The organism is Proteus vulgaris (assembly GCF_016647575.1).
GTDB lineage: Bacteria > Pseudomonadota > Gammaproteobacteria > Enterobacterales > Enterobacteriaceae > Proteus > Proteus mirabilis_B.
This window is the reverse complement of record NZ_CP032663.1, coordinates 1,757,626-1,773,775: the sequence shown is the minus strand read 5'-3', so window position 1 is coordinate 1,773,775 and position 16,150 is coordinate 1,757,626. Positions and strand designations below refer to the sequence as shown.

Below are 16,150 nucleotides of genomic sequence, written 5' to 3'. Positions count from 1 at the left end.
TTATCGCGATTTACGAAAAAACAAGGATACAGCTATGGGCTTTATGACCGGCAAACGCATTCTTATTACTGGTGTTGCTAGTAAATTATCAATTGCTTATGGTATTGCCAAAGCTATGCGTGACCAAGGTGCAGAACTTGCATTTACTTACCAAAATGAAAAACTGAAACCACGCGTTGAAGAGTTTGCAGCATCATTAGACTCAAATATCGTATTAGAGTGTGATGTGTCAAAAGACGAAAGCATCGATACTATGTATGCAGAACTTGCAAAAGTTTGGCCAAAATATGATGGTTTTGTTCACTCTATCGGTTTTGCTCCTGCTGACCAATTAGATGGCGACTACGTTAATGCAGTAACTCGTGAAGGCTTTAAAATTGCTCACGACATCAGTGCATACAGCTTCGTTGCAATGGCGAAAGCAAGCCGTGCAATGCTAAATCCAAATTCAGCGCTGTTAACTCTGACTTATTTAGGTGCTGAACGTGCAATCCCTAACTATAACGTTATGGGTCTGGCTAAAGCTTCTTTAGAAGCTAACGTTCGTTATATGGCAAATGCTATGGGTCCTGAAGGTATTCGTGTTAACGGTATCTCTGCTGGTCCAATCCGTACATTAGCGGCATCTGGTATTAAAGATTTCCGTAAAATGTTAAGCCATTGCGAGTCAGTCACTCCTCTGCGTCGCACTGTAACCACTGAAGATGTAGGTAATACAGCAGCATTCCTATGCTCTGACTTATCTGGTGGTATTACAGGTGAAATTGTTCACGTAGATGGTGGTTTCAGCATCGCTGCAATGAATGAATTAGAACTGAAATAATTCTGTTCTATAAATAATAGAAACCAGCCTCCTTGTTAAGGCTGGTTTTTTTATGTTGTTTCTACTGTTTTTACGCTTAACTCGATTTACTATCGAGTTTTTATCTAATATATCCCTTCTCCCTCTCATTTTTAATAATGCTACGTTTTAGATAAATTTCACTTTTGTTTTTTAGTTTATTCCTATAATCTTTTCTTTATATTAGCGATAAAATAATCACATATTAATAAAAGGATTTAATGTATGAAGAAATTTAAATTTCTGTTTTATATTTTTGCTCTTATTGGTGCGATTATTTTTCTTGTAGCTTTATTTGTTATTAAATCTGAATTAAATGTAGTAAGGAATGGAATAGAAACAACAGGTGTTGTTATTGACCAAAGTGTGAGTAAATCTTCTGATGGTGACTATTTTTATCACCCTATTATTCAGTTTAATACTGAAGATAATAGAGAAATAACGTTTCGTTCACCAGAAGGTGGTAGTCAGTCCCGCTTTTATCTTGGTGAAAAGATTAATGTTATTTATCTTCCAAATGATCCACAAAGAGCAACTATTAACAACTTTTTGGGCTTATATGGCGCTGGGACTATATTAAGTATTTTCGGATTAGTATTTGCATCAACTGGGCTTATCCCTTTGTATTTTATCAAAAGAAGAGCCACAAGGGATCAACGATTAAAACGTGATGGAATGCCTATTAATGTGAAAATTTCTGAAATTATTATCAATAGTAATATCAGTTTTAATCACCGTTCTCCCTATCAAATTATCGCTGATTATCACGATACACTAAACAATCGGTTAATTCGTTATAAGAGTGGTTATATCTTCTTTGATCCTACTCCTTATATTAATAGAGAGCTTGTTACAGTCTATGTTGATAAAAAGAACCCCAAAATTTATTACCTTGATATTTCATTCTTACCTTCGTTTGAAGAGTCGTAATAACATGCTCCTTATATATTATAAATATAAGGAGTATTTATTTCGTATATTTTCATCAATTAACAGCCTTGTTCACAGATTTACAAAAGCCTTTTTTATTCGCATCATTTGAGTTTGCTAATTTCTTAGAACCTTTTATCATCTTATATTAGTGAAGATATTCTGATATCTGTAAGCTAATTCACCACCTTATTGATAGGGAGCTATTCAACATGAAATTGTACTACACGCCAGGTAGTTGCTCGCTTTCCCCTCATATCGTTTTACGTGAAACAGGTTTAGATTTTTCAATAGAGCGCATCGATTTACGCGCTAAAAAAACAGAATCGGGGAAAGATTTTCTAACCATCAATCCAAAAGGCCAAGTCCCTGTCCTTCAATTAGATAATGGTGATATTTTGACTGAAGGTGTTGCAATTGTTCAATACCTTGCAGACTTAAAACCGGATAGAAATTTAATTGCACCACCAAAATCACTAGAACGTTACCATCAAATTGAGTGGTTAAACTTTCTCGCGAGTGAAGTGCATAAAGGCTATGGCCCACTATTTTCACCAGATACACCTGAAAGCTATGTACCTGTCGTTAAAACTAAATTAAAAAGTAAATTTGCTTATATTAATGATGTATTGAGCAAACAAAAATGTGCATGTGGTGAGCATTTTACGGTTATTGATGCCTATTTATTTACATTAAGCCAATGGGCACCGCATGTTGGTTTAGATTTAACTGATTTAACACATCTACAAGATTACTTAAAACGTATTGCACAACGCCCTAATGTGCATAGCGCACTGGTCACTGAAGGATTAATTAAAGAGTAATCTTTGATCCTTTTAAATTTAAATAGCTCAAGTAAAATCGATTTGCCTGAGCTATTCTCTTTTAAACGTATAGACAATAAATGTAGTTACCTAAAGTAATACCCTTTCACATCTATATCTAAGAAAATGATTAAGCCATAGCGAGTGAATAGATAAATGGAATTAAAATACATTGTAAAAATGGATAAAAAGCATACACGCTTTTTGTTAAAGGCAATCGAAGCAGTGAAACACAGTGATATCACTCATGCGAGAGGCTTTGAAATAGAAAACCTTTATATTGAGTTTGAAGACAAAATTCACACTCATAATGGGTACCAGTTTTATACGATCCATTTCTATCAACAAGAAATTACTCAAAACAATTGGATGGATGCAACAGCAGGTAACTCAGGTGGAATTAATGTTGATTTAGATATTAATACCTGTGAAGTGATCCGTATTTATGGTGAGCGATAGCGATGAATGAATTTAGCCAGTTTTTTGTTAAACAAGGTTTTATCAAAATCAATAATATTAATGTTTATCAATCATCTAACTTCTTTATCAAATCAGTAAACATACAGAGAAAAACAACGGGTGATAAATATTTTATTAACTTAGGTGTTTCTCCCATCATTCCTAATTTGTCCCCTTTTTCGAATAAAGAAATTGATGCATTAATTCGTTTTAGGATCCACCCTCAAGATGGTTTTAGTATCGATACAATTCATGATTATCACTTTATAGAAACACTATTTAAAACAAAGATAACCGATTATTTCGATCATTTTTCATCCGTTGATGAGATTTTTTCACCCATAACACCAATTATGATAGAAAAGGCTCTTCTACCTACTTATTTAACACATACAATAACCCAAACTTCCTTAAGCCATATCTGTGCGAAATATTGGTTAGCGAAAAATGATATTGATAAGGCTAAAGCATTTGCTCATTATGGATTAAGTAGAATAAGATTGGGCGGTGGAATAAAAAAAGTACTCAGGGAAATTACGTTACTGGAATAATAGGATATTACATGATCCAAATTTCAACTTATTTAAAAATAGAAGATGATTTTATTAATATCAATAACTATAATGGCCTATTAAAGGATACTTTCTATATTGATGGTGCCATAGAGTTATCTATTTATAATATTAAAATAATCGATATAAGCATGTGGGATTATGTTGACCAATTGTGGAGCTATCTAATTGAAGGTTTAGTTAAAATAAATGAAAATCAAGAATTTAAAACTAACTTTCCTGACCAACCTATTGAAATAAAATTTCAGCCTATCAATGACAATGTGCTTATTACTATCACTGCTAACGAATCCCATAAAGCTTTTATAAAAAAAGATCTGCTAATAAAAACAATGGCATTGCATGCACAAGAATTCTTTAATAAGTTGGTAACCTTTAAAGGCATTGTGCTTAATGATTATGCTATTGATTTTAAAAATATAGAAAACTTACTAAAAAAAGATATTTAATATGAAAATAAAGGAAAGATAATGAGTAATAATTTCGAATACTGTGAAAAAACGGTCTCTTTATTGGAAATAGAACAACTGGAAAATAATTTAAAATATAAACTCCCAAATTATTTTATTGAACATTATCTAAAATTTAATGGTGGGATACCTTTAAAAAGTTGGTGGTATTTTAACGAAGATATTGATCCTCTCGAAATTGCACAGTTTAAGTCCATTAAATATTATAATTTAACTTTAGGTAGTAGTACTTCATTAATTGATAATTGTTACTATTATATGATTGAAAGAAACGTTATTCCTCAAAACATTATCCCTTTTGCTATTGATTGGGGTGGGAATTTTTTCTGTATTAATCAAGATGATAATAGTATTCTATTTTACACAGTAGACTCTTTTAACGATGATCTAACACTTAAAGAAAACCATAAAAATGCTCAACTCTATTTAGCACCTTCATTTAATGTATTTATCAATAATCTAATGAGCGAAGAGGAAATAAACGGCTTATAATATTATTGCAGAAAACAATCACCTATCAATATATTATAACTACGCTCCCACAAAAAACGGAAACTATTAAGCCTCCGTTCTTATTTGAATTAAATGTGTTTTATTGCAATTAATCTATCTGTGTTGCACAGAATCTATGCGTTGGATGCACCATTTGATCTTGAGCAGCAACGAGTTGCAATTCGTACTCATTCATCTCTTTCGTTTTTAGCATCACTTCATAAACTGCCGCAGCGACGTGTTCTAATGCGGTTTGTAATTCAACACCTTTGAGTAAATCCACCAGCATTAAACCACTTGTTAAATCACCGACACCCACAGGCTGACGCTCACCAAAATCGACTAATGGACGACTAACATGCCAGCTATGTTCTGCGGTTACTAACAGCATTTCAAAGCGGTCATGACGATATCCAGCACGTGACAAGTGTTTTACTAATACAACCTTAGGGCCTTGTTTACACAATTCACGGGCAGCATTTACACACTCATCAACGTTATGAAGCGCTTTGCCGCCACTTAATGTTTCAAGTTCTAATAAATTAGGCGCGATGATATCACTGATAGGTAATGCTTCTTCACACAGCACACCTGAAACAGCAGGAGGAACTATACACCCTTTTTCAGGATGTCCCATTACAGGATCACAAAAATACCATGCATTAGGATTCGCTTGTTTTACTTTTTTAACGATATCAACAATACGCAAACCTTGTTCAGCCGATCCTAAATAACCACTTAGTACTGCATCACATTGTGAGAGTTTACCGATTGCGGCAATACCATCAACAATCTCAGTAATGTGCTCTGCTGACATCACACAGCCTGTCCATTTTTCTGGATATTGCGTGTGGTTTGAAAATTGCACTGTATTTAGAGGCCAAACATTCACCCCCATACGACGCATTGGAAACTCAGAGGCGCTGTTACCTGCATGACCGAAAACAACATGTGACTGAATAGAAAGTATATTTTTCATGACATAAACCGATTATTGTGAATACACACAACACCCAAGCTTTATCATCATAGGCGAGGTATATACGTTTATTTATTGTTATTAAGAAAAAGGGCAACTCACCGGCTGCCCTTTACTGTCAATTATTTCCAGATAACGAGGCAGTAATGTTTTTTACCGCGACGTAAAATGGAGTAATGACCAAATAAGAAATCTTTTTCTTCAAAGACGTATTCAGGATTATCTTGTTTTTCGCCATTAATTGAAACTGCGTTAGAGCCAATCATTGTACGAGCCTGACCACGAGAAGGAACTAATTCTGCGTTAACCAGTGCTTGTTGCAAATCACTGCCTTTTTCTAACTCAATTGTTGGCATACCGTCTTGTGCTAATTGTTCAAGGTCAGCTTGTGTTAAGTCTGCAATTGCACCAGAGAATAAGCTTTCTGTAATACGTTTAGCGGCGATTAAACCCTCTTCACCATGAACTAAACCAGTAACGAGTTCTGCTAATACACGTTGAGCACGAGGCGCTTGACCGCTGTTTTTATCTTCTTCTTCAAGTGCATTAATTTCTTCAATGCTCATAAATGTGAAGAATTTCAAGAAGCGATAAACGTCAGCATCTGCCGTATTGATCCAGAACTGGTAGAATTTGTATGGGCTGGTTTTCTTAGGATCTAACCAAACCGCACCGCCTTCTGTCTTACCGAATTTAGTTCCATCAGATTTAGTAATTAATGGTACGGTCATACCAAATACTTGTTTCTGATTGAAACGACGGGTTAAATCGATACCTGAAGTGATATTACCCCACTGATCAGAGCCACCGATTTGTAATTCAACACCTAAATGTGTATTTAATGACGCAAAGTCATAAGCTTGTAATAGGTTATAGGCGAATTCAGTAAAAGAGATCCCCACATCGTCACGGTTTAAACGTTGTTTAACCGCTTCTTTGTTGATCATTTGGTTCACAGAGAAGTGTTTACCGATATCACGCAGGAATGTCAGCACATCCATTTGACCAAACCAGTCATAGTTGTTTGCTAATTCCGCACTGTTTTCACCACTGTTGAAATCTAAGAAAGGTGACACTTGTTTACGAATTTTTTCTACCCATTCGTGAACAGTATCTTGGGTATTCAGTTTGCGCTCGGTGGCTTTAAAACTAGGATCACCAATTAGACCCGTTGCACCACCCACCAACGCCACAGGCTTATGCCCGGCTAGTTGGAATCGTTTTAAACACAGCAAAGGAACCAAATGCCCCAAGTGCAGGCTATCAGCGGTAGGATCGAAGCCACAATAGAGAGCGATAGGACCTTGCTCCAAACGCTCTACTAAAGCTGCCTCATCCGTGACCTGAGCGATTAGCCCACGCTCCTGCAATTGTGTGATTAGGTTCTTGCTAGACATCAATGACTCCATCGGTTTATTGTTTTTTGTCTATTTAAAATATAAGTGAAACATAAGTGGTATAGCATAAAGCGCCACTACATTAAGTACCAGTAGAAAAAGACTTTTTGAGGCAAATTTATTAACACACTATTAAGGTGCTAATCGCTCAATGTCCCATCCTTGTGGTGATTTTTGGTAGATAAAGCGATCGTGCAGACGATTTTCTCGTCCTTGCCAAAATTCAACAGAATCAAATGTCACACGATATCCACCCCAGAAACTCGGTAATGGCACTTCTCCATTTTGGAATTTCTGTTTTAATTCTAAGAACTTACTTTCTAACACGCCTCTTGCGGAAATGCGAGAAGACTGTTGAGAAGCCCAAGCTGCAATTTGACTATCTTTAGGGCGGCTATGGAAATATTTAATCACTTCAATAGGAGAAAGTTTTTCTGCTTTCCCTAAAAAGCAAACTTGTCTTTCTAAGGGATACCAAGGAAATAATAAACTGACTCGTTGATTGTGCTCTAAATGACTCGCCTTGCGACTGCCCAAGTTGGTGTAAAAGACTAAACCATGTTCATCGAAGTGTTTTAATAACACGATACGTTGATAAGGTTGCCCATTTTCATCAACTGTTGCGACACACATTGCAGTAGGATCACTCAAACGCGCTTCACAAGCCTGTTTTAGCCACTTTTCAAACAAAACTAATGGCTGTTCAGTTAACTCATGACGTCGTAGTCCACCATTCATATATTCACGGCGTAAATCTGCAACATCAATAAAATCAAGTTCTGTCATTTTTCACTCTCTCTTTTGAGAAACTGCGTTCAGCATATCACGCTTAACGAGGATTTGTAGGGTAAATCGCCCCTAAAACGGTTTCTCTTGATGCCCCTGTTACAGAAGGTAAATTCCCTGATTCATTTGCAATGGTGCGCGCAGCTAACCAAGCAAATGCTAACGCTTCCATGTCATCACCACTTAACCCATATTTATCCGTTGTCGCGACTTCTGTACCCGGTAATAGTGAAGCTAAACGATGCATAATTTGCCCATTTCGCGCTCCACCACCACAAACGAGTAAACGTTCACATCCACCGTTTAGTTGGATCTGTTGCACAATACTTATCGCGGTTAATTCAACCAGAGTTGCTTGTACATCTTCAGGAAAAACATTAGGCACTCTTGCTAAATGGTAATTTAACCATTGTGTATTGAAATATTCTCGCCCTGTACTTTTAGGGGCTGAACGCGAAAAGTAAGGATCCGAAAGCATATCTTGCAATAAAATTGGGTTTACAGTGCCAGTAGCAGCCCATTTACCATTATCATCATAAGGTGTTTGGTTATGGATCCAATTCCAGCTATCTAATAGCATATTTCCAGGGCCTGTATCGTAGCCTTTAACTGCAATACCAGGTAATAACAATGAAATATTGGCGATACCACCGATATTTAAAATAATACGTTTTTCAACAGAATGCCCTAATACAGCAAGATGAAAAGCGGGTACTAAAGGTGCGCCTTGTCCGCCGTAAGCAATATCTCTACGACGAAAATCACCCACTGTCGTAATTCCTGTTAATGCAGCAACACGGTTGTTGTCACCAATTTGCATAGTAAATGGCATATCACTTTCTGGCTCATGCCAAACGGTTTGTCCATGGCATCCTATCGCCGTAATATCACTCGCACTAAGTTTTACTTTTGCGAGTAACTCTATAATTGCTTGCGCATAAAGTTCGCCCAATTGGGCATCTAATAGGCCGATTTCATGCAAGGTAGTAGGTTGCCCTTGGCAAACAGCTAAAATTCGTTGGCGTAGATTTTGCGGGTAAGGCAGAAAGTGATTTTCTTGTTGTGCAACGAACTTATTATTGATTGCAGCTAATACAACATCAACACCATCTAAGCTTGTGCCAGACATCACGCCAATGTACCGCCCTGCTATCATGTTCTTTTCCTTATAATCAAGATGATGCAAATTTTTAACATATAATGTTATATTCTCTTTTTTCAGAAATCTCTTCTGTTTTTACTATCGGCCTTTACTATATAGTAAGCTATATATTATTAAAATCAGTGTCGACATACGCAAAAAACGAGCTATAACTGATACTAGATAACATTGGTATAATCTGAGCAACCCACCTCAGGTTTTCTTTAGGAGTAACTATGTTTAAGCATTTACTTATTGGTCTTTTTACAATGACTGTACTTACTGGTTGTGTGAATACAAATTCACTATCCGGTGACACTTACACCGCAAGCCAAGCAAAACAAGCTCAAAATATTACTTATGGTACAGTGGTTTCTGTACGTGCAGTGAATATTCAAGCAGGTAGCGATGAGAATATTTTAGGTGCGATTGGTGGTGCCGTTCTCGGCGGTATGTTAGGTAACACAGTAGGTGGTGGTACAGGCCGTAACCTTGCAACAGCTGCTGGTGCAATTGCTGGTGGTATGGCGGGACAACAAGCACAAGGCGCATTAAACACCACTAAGGGTGTTCAAATTGAAGTTCGTTTAGATAGTGGTAGAACTGTCGCTATCGTTCAAAAAGCAGATAATACTGTTTATAGTCAAGGTCAACGTGTTGCCGTTATCGGTAACGGAAATAACTTAACTGTTTCTCCTCGCTAATAATTAGCAATTAGCAACAAAAAACAGGCAACATTAAAGTTGCCTGTTTTATTTTATGACTCAATAATAAGTAACCTAAAGAGAGAACAAATATATAATCTAGCTATCACAATTCAAACTATATAATGATTTACATTATATACGCGTCATATTTCAAGTTTCAGTGTTGTTGACATCGTTTACTCACACTAGTTACATATTTTATATGTCCTAGTGACTCATTCACTTGTTATCTAGCTGAGTACTGAACTATTTAGAGTATAGTTATCATCATATAATTAATATTATTTAAATAGAATATATATTAAATTTGAAATTATTAGTCATTTAGCCTATTTATATTTTTTTCTAATTTTTTGATTGTACCTATTAACCTTTCGATTTCTTCTAGTTGGATACCACCTAATATTTCTCGTCTCGTTTTTTCTATTACTGTGTAAACCTCATTAATAAAAGGCTCAGATTCTTTTGTTAATTTTATACGTTTTGCTCTGCGATCATTTGCACATGTATGCCGACAAATCAGTTTTTTTTCTTCCAGTTGATCTAAGGTTCTCACTAAAGACGGTTGCTCGATTCCTATTGCTTTTGCCAATTGGATTTGTGACTGCTCTGGAGGTAATTGGCTGATATTATACAAAGTAACCCAATGGGTTTGGGTTAATTTTAATGGTTTGAGACGATGATCAATTAAAGCACGCCATAATCGAACTAAACGCGCTAAATCAGCTCCTAATGTTGATTCCACTTATCTCTCCTTAATTAGCATTTTCAGTCAACTTATTACAAAGTTTAGATATTCATTTTTAATACAATATTTACCTATTCTTTTTAATTAAAACATTACCTTTAATAACTAATATAGTTATAATCCTATTTATTAGATAAGTAATTATTTTCCAGATATAATTAAACCATTTCTTTCTAGCAACGAAAGTCCATAAAGAATAACCTTGTTATAAAAACTAATCTATATTTTTTTACATAATAATTATTATTATTTTAAACTCAACACTAAAAACAAGAAAAATAGCATTACTATCAAACAGTTAAAAATAAATAACCAGAATAGCACTTTAAAGTTATAACCTTATATTAATAAAGAAAAAATAATAAACCACATAACTACAATAAATAACAATAATGAATTAAAAAGATAGTTAATTATTATTTTAATATTAAAAAATAAGTGGAACATTTAAAATAAATTGAGTTGATCATTCTCTTTTTCAATTGCGGAACCCATTTTTTTTAATGATCTTAAATAACGTTGCTGACAAAGTCGTAATATATTTCTTTTCTCATGTTGATTCATTGTTGACCAATTAAACCGCTCTTGACGGCTGCGATAGCACCCCACGCAATATCCTTGCGCATTCATTTCGCAACGTCCAATACAAGGACTAGGAATATCAAAAAATTCTAATTGTTCTTGCATTTGATTTTCCCTCCCTATTGTTTGTTACAATAGAGTATAGTTAATAGAGATATTATCTGCACAACATGATTTATTGAACTGTTAAAGGCGTAGTAAAATTGAACTTTAGGGCTTTAACGCGTTATAGTACTCCGCCATCAGTTTATCTGTAGGGTTTAATCATTAAAAAAACACAAGAGGTTTATATGCGAGTACTTCATACCATGATCCGAGTGGGCGATTTACAACGTTCTATCGACTTTTATACCAAGGTTTTAGGTATGCAACTTCTACGCACTAGCGAGAATGAGGAATATAAATACTCGTTAGCTTTTGTTGGTTATGGTGATGAAAGCACAGGTGCGGTTATTGAGTTAACCTATAACTGGGGTGTAAATAGCTACGAAATGGGAACTGCTTTTGGGCATGTAGCATTAGGTGTTGATGATGTTGCTGCAACCTGTGAAGCCATTCGTCAAGCTGGCGGTAATGTTACCCGTGATGCTGGCCCAGTAAAAGGTGGCTCAACAATTATTGCTTTTGTTGAAGATCCTGATGGATACAAAATCGAGCTCATCGAAAACAAAAGTGCAAGTCACGCTCTAGGTAACTAATTTTTATTAAAACCAGAAAGATAACATGTTTATCTTTCTGGCCTTACTGATTATCAATTTCCGATATTCTATTTTTGTCGGATAAGTACAACTTAATGCCTGATATAAATAATCCCAATAAGCTTTGTAACCGTTTTCGGGGTTACTACCCTGTTGTCATTGATGTTGAAACAGGTGGATTTAATGCGAAAACAGACGGTTTACTTGAAATCGCCGCTATTACATTAAAAATGGATGAACAAGGTTGGCTAAAACCGGACAACACATTACATTTTCATGTCGAACCCTTTGAAGGGGCTAATCTAGAGCCGGCAGCCTTAGAATTTACAGGTATTGATCCAACCAATCCTTTACGTGGTGCAGTCAGTGAATATGAAGCCTTTCATGCCATTTTTAAAATGGTACGTAAAGGAATGAAAGATGCAGACTGTAATCGTGCCATTATTGTGGCGCATAATGCAAATTTTGATCACAGCTTTGTAATGGCTGCGGCTGAGCGTGCCGGATTAAAACGTAACCCTTTTCACCCTTTTGCCACCTTTGATACAGCGGCTTTAAGTGGATTAGTATTAGGGCAGACAATTTTGGCTAAAGCCTGTATCACTGCTGGCATTCCCTTCGATAGCAAATTAGCGCATGGCGCGTTATACGATACAAATCGTACATCATTACTTTTTTGTGAATTAGTTAACCGCTGGAAAAAGCTTGGTGGATGGCCATTACCTACACCTTAAAGTCATGGTGTCTCAGGTACATTTATGAATAACAGAAAAAAGCCAGTTCAATGATGTGAACTGGCTTTTTTATTGAAGATCTCACTATTTTTATACGTTTCAATACCGAAACGATAAAATTTAATTACTGTGCTTCTTCTTCACCACGATACTTATCAGCAGTCTCTTTTAATAACTTCTGTAATTCACCGCGCTGATACATTTCTAAAATGATGTCACATCCACCGACTAATTCACCATCTACCCATAATTGTGGGAAAGTTGGCCAGTGTGCATATTTTGGTAATTCTGCACGAATATCTGGGTTTTGCAGGATATCAACATACGCAAAACGCTCACCACAAGCAGAGATAGCTTGAACTGCCTGAGCAGAAAAACCACAACTTGGTAATTTTGGAGAACCTTTCATGTATAAAATAATTGGGTTTTCATTGATCTGGCGTTCAATTTTTTCAATAGTCGTCATTTGTAAGTCCTTACAGCCTTTTATATTCGATATGCTTTATAGGGGAAAACATGAAAGAAGAATACCACTTTATATTAGAAACCTCTATATAAGTTTAGTTATCGATATAAAACAATAGGTTGGTACTAAACCACAGTATTATTGATGAGAAAATACACAATAAAACATAAAAAATAAATCAATACGTTACAGATGTTTATGAGTGTGTTTTATCTTATTATTTTATCTCTTAGTACCGACACAATCACTGACTAAAACGTTAAGAAAAATAAAAAGCCTCAATTAAGAGGCTGAAAGCATTTCAATTAAGAAAATCGTCAATGCTCGAATCAATTGGTTCAATTTAAGTAACTTATTACTGTATGGTTCCGTTTTCTAAAAGGATCAAACAACCCAATGCATCAGTAATATCGCTTATCTCACCTTTTATTTTTGCAGTTTGTCCTTTCTTAATTTTAAGAACATTATCTTCTTCACTTGGTTTTAAAGTATATGAAGCACTGGCTTTATTATTAAATGAAATAGCAACAACTTTCGGTGGTGTTGGTTTATAGAGGTCGTATCTGACGACTTCTTCCAAACTTGCGATAGTGGTCACTCTTCCTTCTAAAATAACCCACTTCCCTCTCCATTTTTTCTTCGCCGCAATCTCATTATCACTAAAGTCCTTACATATTCCCGCATAAGTCGCTTCAGTTACTGGAGATTCCATCGATGGAACTATTTGATTTACAGCACTATTAACTGAACGAATAGCCTCGTTTATTTTACACCCTGATAATAATGTGATTATAGATAGTAATAACACCGTCTTCTTCATACAAATTCCTTTATAAAGTCAAAAAAAGATAGATAAAATATAAATCCAATAAGATAAAAATCTATTTTAATTAAATAAAACAACGCCCTCGCCAACATTATGGATAAATGTATGACTCTTTCTAAATTGCTTAATATTTTGATCTGACAGTATAGATCATAAAAAATAGTACTATAACTTTTCGTTATCTTATTTTAAATAAGAAAAATCTTGCCACCTTAGGCTTCTATAAATAAATAAAAATAAGTTAGTCATATTCCGATTTATTTTCCCTGTAAAATTAATATAGTTATTTTTAGCTTATGGTTTAAAAGTATAATTTATTATAAAACCCAAGATTAAATATTTAATATGTTTCTTTATTTGAATTATATTTAGCTATATATTCTTTTATATAAAAGAAGTAACAAGAAAATAAATAACAATTTTCATATCAAAATCAATACATTAAATTTCATAATCTATACATTAAGATAAAACGCTACCTTCTTAAAAGGATATAATGTATATAAATGGGTTTGTTATAAACCCTGACGAGTATTAACTATGGACATGATTTTACTGTTTCTTTTAGTGGGATGTATCACTGGCTTTTTTGCTGGGCTACTTGGTATAGGAGGCGGTGCAATCATTGTTCCGGTGGTTATGTATGTAGTCAGTCAACAAGCTATCCCAACAGATATGGTGATGAAAATTGCCTTATCTACCTCATTCTCTGTCATTATATTTTCCACAGCATCTTCGGCGTATTCTCATAACAAACATAAAGCCATTTTATGGCAGCAATTTCCTCTATTATCTCTCGGCACTATCATTGGTATGCTTGTGGGGACATTTCTGGTACAAAAAATGTCAAATACGATATTGCAAATCGTGTTCTGTATTTTCATGGTATATACCATCTATGGATTATTAACTAAAAAGAAAGAAGCAGAACGCATTGAAAATGTGAAAGATCCTATTGTTTCAAAACCAGCGTTAACAAGTGGTGGTTCTTTAATTGGTTTTATATCCAGTTTTATCGGTATTGCGGGTGGGACTATCACCATTCCTCTTTTAAGTCACTGGGGATTTAATACACGTAAATGTATTGCAACCTCTTCAATGATTGGTGTCATCATTGCTTCTATCGGCACAATCATGGGTATTATCTATGGTTGGAATCAAACAAATATTGATGATTATTACTTCGGCTTTATCTATTTACCTGCCTTTATCGGAATAAGCATTACCAGCGTACTCTTCGCACCTGTCGGTGTAAAAGTTGCTTATCGCCTACCAATTCCTAGAGTTCGCCAAATATTTGCATTATTTCTATTCTTAGTTGTAGTGAAAATGATGTATACGCTTATTACAGAGTAAGCAAGTGATCTGAAAATCATATTCCGTTAAATTATTCTATACAAACAATACTAAAATCTAATATTTATAATAGTATTAGATTTTAGTAAGTTAGAGTATTTATAGATAAGATAAAATGGACGAGTCTTATTAGGTAATCTTCACCTAATTAAAATAAATATATTTAAGTATTACGGATAGCTTTATTCTTTTCTCACTTTGACTTGTAAAGCAAAAACAGGATCCGTTGTACCACACATAGTACGCCCTACTGTGGCTTTTATTTTTATCCGTACATTGCCACTTTTAGGTGCTGTTCCTTGTAAACGAGCAAAAATGATAGGACGCTCTTCTTGGCGTATGACATGCTTTTGCCAATCTTCATATGTAATAAGAGAAAGCCACTCCCCATCTTTATTTTTCACCATTAATGTCACAGTAACCCATTCTGGGTTTTCCACAATATAATATGGTGCTAAACCAGAAAATACGCCAATTTCAACCTGTTGATCATAATATTGATTAACAATAGCTTCCGGCATATAGATTTTTTCTTGCGATTCTGACGGTGTAAATAAAATGCTGGTACTACATGCAATGCCATAGAACATGCTACAACCATTTAGCACACTACAAAAAATAAGCAGGAATAGGCTCTGAACTAAGCTTTTTATAGAAAAATACTTGAAAATAATACTTCCGTGCATGCTTTTATCACTCCCTTGAAAAAACTTAAACTATTGTCGGCAAATTTAAGTCAACCCTTATATCATCTCAAATATCATTTTTATTGTTTAGCATTAAATACCGTTCCTTGCTGCCAATCAAGGACTGAGATCCCCATTTTATTTGCTAATTTAATAACTACAGGAAGAGCTTCATCTACTTTAGAATAAACAAAACCAATAACTGGGATTTTAGTCATAAAGTTATTAATTAAAGGCCCGTCACACCACACACTATCATCTATTTCATCATCAGGTAATTCGCAAAGGCACGGATATAGATGAGAAATTTCTTGATAAAAACGCAACATTAATGGGCTTAATTCCTGAATATCTTCATCTTCATATTTTTCGAAGTATTCACACGCTTTTTCAAAATCATTCGGAATAGGAAAATCAAATAGTGCAATATTATAACTCATTTTAACTCCTACACTC

Annotated in this window: 21 protein-coding genes; 11 read left to right on the top strand and 10 right to left on the bottom strand. The window is 34.9% G+C overall.

Going from position 1 to position 16,150, the window contains the following annotated elements:
* The first annotated feature begins 34 nt into the window (after positions 1-34).
* The 7 genes from fabI to D7029_RS08240 all read left to right on the top strand — a co-directional run bounded on the left by fabI (position 35) and on the right by D7029_RS08240 (position 4,588).
* The gene (gene fabI, locus D7029_RS08270) at positions 35-823 is read left to right on the top strand and encodes an enoyl-ACP reductase FabI (RefSeq protein WP_088495739.1); all 789 of its coding nucleotides are present in this window, start codon (positions 35-37) and stop codon (positions 821-823) included.
* A gap of 243 nt (positions 824-1,066) precedes the next feature.
* The gene (locus tag D7029_RS08265; protein WP_194952380.1) at positions 1,067-1,771 is read left to right on the top strand and encodes a DUF3592 domain-containing protein; all 705 of its coding nucleotides are present in this window, start codon (positions 1,067-1,069) and stop codon (positions 1,769-1,771) included.
* A gap of 212 nt (positions 1,772-1,983) precedes the next feature.
* Positions 1,984-2,595, top strand: a complete 612-nt coding sequence (gene gstA / locus D7029_RS08260) for a glutathione transferase GstA (RefSeq protein WP_088495741.1) — start codon at positions 1,984-1,986, stop codon at positions 2,593-2,595.
* A 156-nt stretch (positions 2,596-2,751) separates the two neighbouring features.
* Positions 2,752-3,054 carry a hypothetical protein gene (locus D7029_RS08255; RefSeq protein WP_194952379.1) on the top strand — a complete coding sequence of 101 codons (303 nt, stop codon included), beginning with the start codon at positions 2,752-2,754 and terminating at the stop codon, positions 3,052-3,054.
* Between the two features lie 2 nt (positions 3,055-3,056).
* On the top strand, positions 3,057-3,605 hold the full coding sequence (locus D7029_RS08250) for a DUF4304 domain-containing protein (protein ID WP_194952378.1): 549 nt from the start codon (positions 3,057-3,059) through the stop codon (positions 3,603-3,605).
* A gap of 11 nt (positions 3,606-3,616) precedes the next feature.
* Positions 3,617-4,075: a hypothetical protein gene (locus D7029_RS08245; protein ID WP_194952377.1), complete on the top strand. Its 459-nt coding sequence runs from the start codon at positions 3,617-3,619 to the stop codon at positions 4,073-4,075.
* Between the two features lie 21 nt (positions 4,076-4,096).
* Positions 4,097-4,588 carry an SMI1/KNR4 family protein gene (locus D7029_RS08240; RefSeq protein WP_194952376.1) on the top strand — a complete coding sequence of 164 codons (492 nt, stop codon included), beginning with the start codon at positions 4,097-4,099 and terminating at the stop codon, positions 4,586-4,588.
* 109 nt (positions 4,589-4,697) lie between these two features.
* On the opposite strand, the gene pdxY is transcribed toward D7029_RS08240, so the two are convergent.
* The 4 genes from pdxY to anmK all read right to left on the bottom strand — a co-directional run bounded on the left by pdxY (position 4,698) and on the right by anmK (position 8,906).
* Positions 4,698-5,567: a pyridoxal kinase PdxY gene (pdxY, locus tag D7029_RS08235; protein WP_088495743.1), complete on the bottom strand. Its 870-nt coding sequence runs from the start codon at positions 5,565-5,567 to the stop codon at positions 4,698-4,700.
* A 122-nt stretch (positions 5,568-5,689) separates the two neighbouring features.
* A complete protein-coding gene (gene tyrS, locus D7029_RS08230; RefSeq protein ID WP_036913193.1) occupies positions 5,690-6,964 on the bottom strand; it encodes a tyrosine--tRNA ligase in 1,275 nt (424 codons plus the stop codon).
* Positions 6,965-7,096: 132 nt separating this feature from the next.
* Positions 7,097-7,750, bottom strand: a complete 654-nt coding sequence (gene pdxH, locus D7029_RS08225) for a pyridoxamine 5'-phosphate oxidase (RefSeq protein ID WP_069369294.1) — start codon at positions 7,748-7,750, stop codon at positions 7,097-7,099.
* A gap of 43 nt (positions 7,751-7,793) precedes the next feature.
* Positions 7,794-8,906: an anhydro-N-acetylmuramic acid kinase gene (gene anmK, locus D7029_RS08220; protein WP_194952375.1), complete on the bottom strand. Its 1,113-nt coding sequence runs from the start codon at positions 8,904-8,906 to the stop codon at positions 7,794-7,796.
* Positions 8,907-9,127: 221 nt separating this feature from the next.
* Here anmK and D7029_RS08215 point away from each other — a divergent pair, with 221 nt between their 5' ends.
* On the top strand, positions 9,128-9,595 hold the full coding sequence (locus D7029_RS08215; RefSeq protein WP_075672187.1) for a glycine zipper 2TM domain-containing protein: 468 nt from the start codon (positions 9,128-9,130) through the stop codon (positions 9,593-9,595).
* 319 nt (positions 9,596-9,914) lie between these two features.
* Here D7029_RS08215 and slyA read toward each other — a convergent pair whose 3' ends face one another.
* Positions 9,915-10,343, bottom strand: a complete 429-nt coding sequence (gene slyA / locus D7029_RS08210; protein ID WP_075674400.1) for a transcriptional regulator SlyA — start codon at positions 10,341-10,343, stop codon at positions 9,915-9,917.
* 450 nt (positions 10,344-10,793) lie between these two features.
* Entirely contained in the window at positions 10,794-11,033 is a 240-nt protein-coding gene (locus D7029_RS08205; RefSeq protein WP_102949513.1) for a DUF1289 domain-containing protein, read from the bottom strand.
* A gap of 185 nt (positions 11,034-11,218) precedes the next feature.
* Here D7029_RS08205 and gloA point away from each other — a divergent pair, with 185 nt between their 5' ends.
* Complete coding sequence (gene gloA, locus D7029_RS08200) at positions 11,219-11,626, top strand: lactoylglutathione lyase (RefSeq protein ID WP_036937247.1); 408 nt, start codon at positions 11,219-11,221, stop codon at positions 11,624-11,626.
* 95 nt (positions 11,627-11,721) lie between these two features.
* Entirely contained in the window at positions 11,722-12,360 is a 639-nt protein-coding gene (rnt, locus tag D7029_RS08195) for a ribonuclease T (protein WP_075673239.1), read from the top strand.
* Between the two features lie 124 nt (positions 12,361-12,484).
* Here the strand turns inward: rnt and D7029_RS08190 are convergent, their stop codons facing one another.
* Positions 12,485-12,826 carry a Grx4 family monothiol glutaredoxin gene (locus tag D7029_RS08190; protein WP_006537039.1) on the bottom strand — a complete coding sequence of 114 codons (342 nt, stop codon included), beginning with the start codon at positions 12,824-12,826 and terminating at the stop codon, positions 12,485-12,487.
* Between the two features lie 355 nt (positions 12,827-13,181).
* Positions 13,182-13,646 carry an OB-fold protein gene (locus D7029_RS08185; RefSeq protein ID WP_088495746.1) on the bottom strand — a complete coding sequence of 155 codons (465 nt, stop codon included), beginning with the start codon at positions 13,644-13,646 and terminating at the stop codon, positions 13,182-13,184.
* A gap of 546 nt (positions 13,647-14,192) precedes the next feature.
* Here D7029_RS08185 and D7029_RS08180 point away from each other — a divergent pair.
* Positions 14,193-15,008 (top strand): sulfite exporter TauE/SafE family protein, encoded by an 816-nt coding sequence (locus tag D7029_RS08180; protein ID WP_194952374.1) that lies wholly within the window; start codon positions 14,193-14,195, stop codon positions 15,006-15,008.
* 182 nt (positions 15,009-15,190) lie between these two features.
* Here the strand turns inward: D7029_RS08180 and D7029_RS08175 are convergent, their stop codons facing one another.
* Together D7029_RS08175 and D7029_RS08170 are read right to left on the bottom strand one after the other, a co-directional pair.
* On the bottom strand, positions 15,191-15,694 hold the full coding sequence (locus D7029_RS08175; protein ID WP_194952373.1) for a hypothetical protein: 504 nt from the start codon (positions 15,692-15,694) through the stop codon (positions 15,191-15,193).
* 80 nt (positions 15,695-15,774) lie between these two features.
* A complete protein-coding gene (locus D7029_RS08170) occupies positions 15,775-16,134 on the bottom strand; it encodes a hypothetical protein (protein WP_194952372.1) in 360 nt (119 codons plus the stop codon).
* Positions 16,135-16,150 lie beyond the last annotated feature (16 nt).

What these genes read in the sequence shown, in the direction of transcription:
- anmK (WP_194952375.1), bottom strand. Translation starts at nt 8,906, where the DNA reads ATGATAGCAGGGCGGTACATTGGCGTGATGTCTGGCACAAGCTTAGAT.
- D7029_RS08180 (WP_194952374.1), top strand. Translation starts at nt 14,193, where the DNA reads ATGGACATGATTTTACTGTTTCTTTTAGTGGGATGTATCACTGGCTTT.
- gloA (WP_036937247.1), top strand. Translation starts at nt 11,219, where the DNA reads ATGCGAGTACTTCATACCATGATCCGAGTGGGCGATTTACAACGTTCT.
- tyrS (WP_036913193.1), bottom strand. Translation starts at nt 6,964, where the DNA reads ATGTCTAGCAAGAACCTAATCACACAATTGCAGGAGCGTGGGCTAATC.
- D7029_RS08245 (WP_194952377.1), top strand. Translation starts at nt 3,617, where the DNA reads ATGATCCAAATTTCAACTTATTTAAAAATAGAAGATGATTTTATTAAT.
- D7029_RS08255 (WP_194952379.1), top strand. Translation starts at nt 2,752, where the DNA reads ATGGAATTAAAATACATTGTAAAAATGGATAAAAAGCATACACGCTTT.
- D7029_RS08265 (WP_194952380.1), top strand. Translation starts at nt 1,067, where the DNA reads ATGAAGAAATTTAAATTTCTGTTTTATATTTTTGCTCTTATTGGTGCG.
- fabI (WP_088495739.1), top strand. Translation starts at nt 35, where the DNA reads ATGGGCTTTATGACCGGCAAACGCATTCTTATTACTGGTGTTGCTAGT.
- pdxY (WP_088495743.1), bottom strand. Translation starts at nt 5,567, where the DNA reads ATGAAAAATATACTTTCTATTCAGTCACATGTTGTTTTCGGTCATGCA.
- D7029_RS08215 (WP_075672187.1), top strand. Translation starts at nt 9,128, where the DNA reads ATGTTTAAGCATTTACTTATTGGTCTTTTTACAATGACTGTACTTACT.
- D7029_RS08170 (WP_194952372.1), bottom strand. Translation starts at nt 16,134, where the DNA reads ATGAGTTATAATATTGCACTATTTGATTTTCCTATTCCGAATGATTTT.
- pdxH (WP_069369294.1), bottom strand. Translation starts at nt 7,750, where the DNA reads ATGACAGAACTTGATTTTATTGATGTTGCAGATTTACGCCGTGAATAT.
- gstA (WP_088495741.1), top strand. Translation starts at nt 1,984, where the DNA reads ATGAAATTGTACTACACGCCAGGTAGTTGCTCGCTTTCCCCTCATATC.
- rnt (WP_075673239.1), top strand. Translation starts at nt 11,722, where the DNA reads ATGCCTGATATAAATAATCCCAATAAGCTTTGTAACCGTTTTCGGGGT.
- D7029_RS08175 (WP_194952373.1), bottom strand. Translation starts at nt 15,694, where the DNA reads ATGCACGGAAGTATTATTTTCAAGTATTTTTCTATAAAAAGCTTAGTT.
- D7029_RS08185 (WP_088495746.1), bottom strand. Translation starts at nt 13,646, where the DNA reads ATGAAGAAGACGGTGTTATTACTATCTATAATCACATTATTATCAGGG.
- D7029_RS08240 (WP_194952376.1), top strand. Translation starts at nt 4,097, where the DNA reads ATGAGTAATAATTTCGAATACTGTGAAAAAACGGTCTCTTTATTGGAA.
- D7029_RS08190 (WP_006537039.1), bottom strand. Translation starts at nt 12,826, where the DNA reads ATGACGACTATTGAAAAAATTGAACGCCAGATCAATGAAAACCCAATT.
- D7029_RS08250 (WP_194952378.1), top strand. Translation starts at nt 3,057, where the DNA reads ATGAATGAATTTAGCCAGTTTTTTGTTAAACAAGGTTTTATCAAAATC.
- D7029_RS08205 (WP_102949513.1), bottom strand. Translation starts at nt 11,033, where the DNA reads ATGCAAGAACAATTAGAATTTTTTGATATTCCTAGTCCTTGTATTGGA.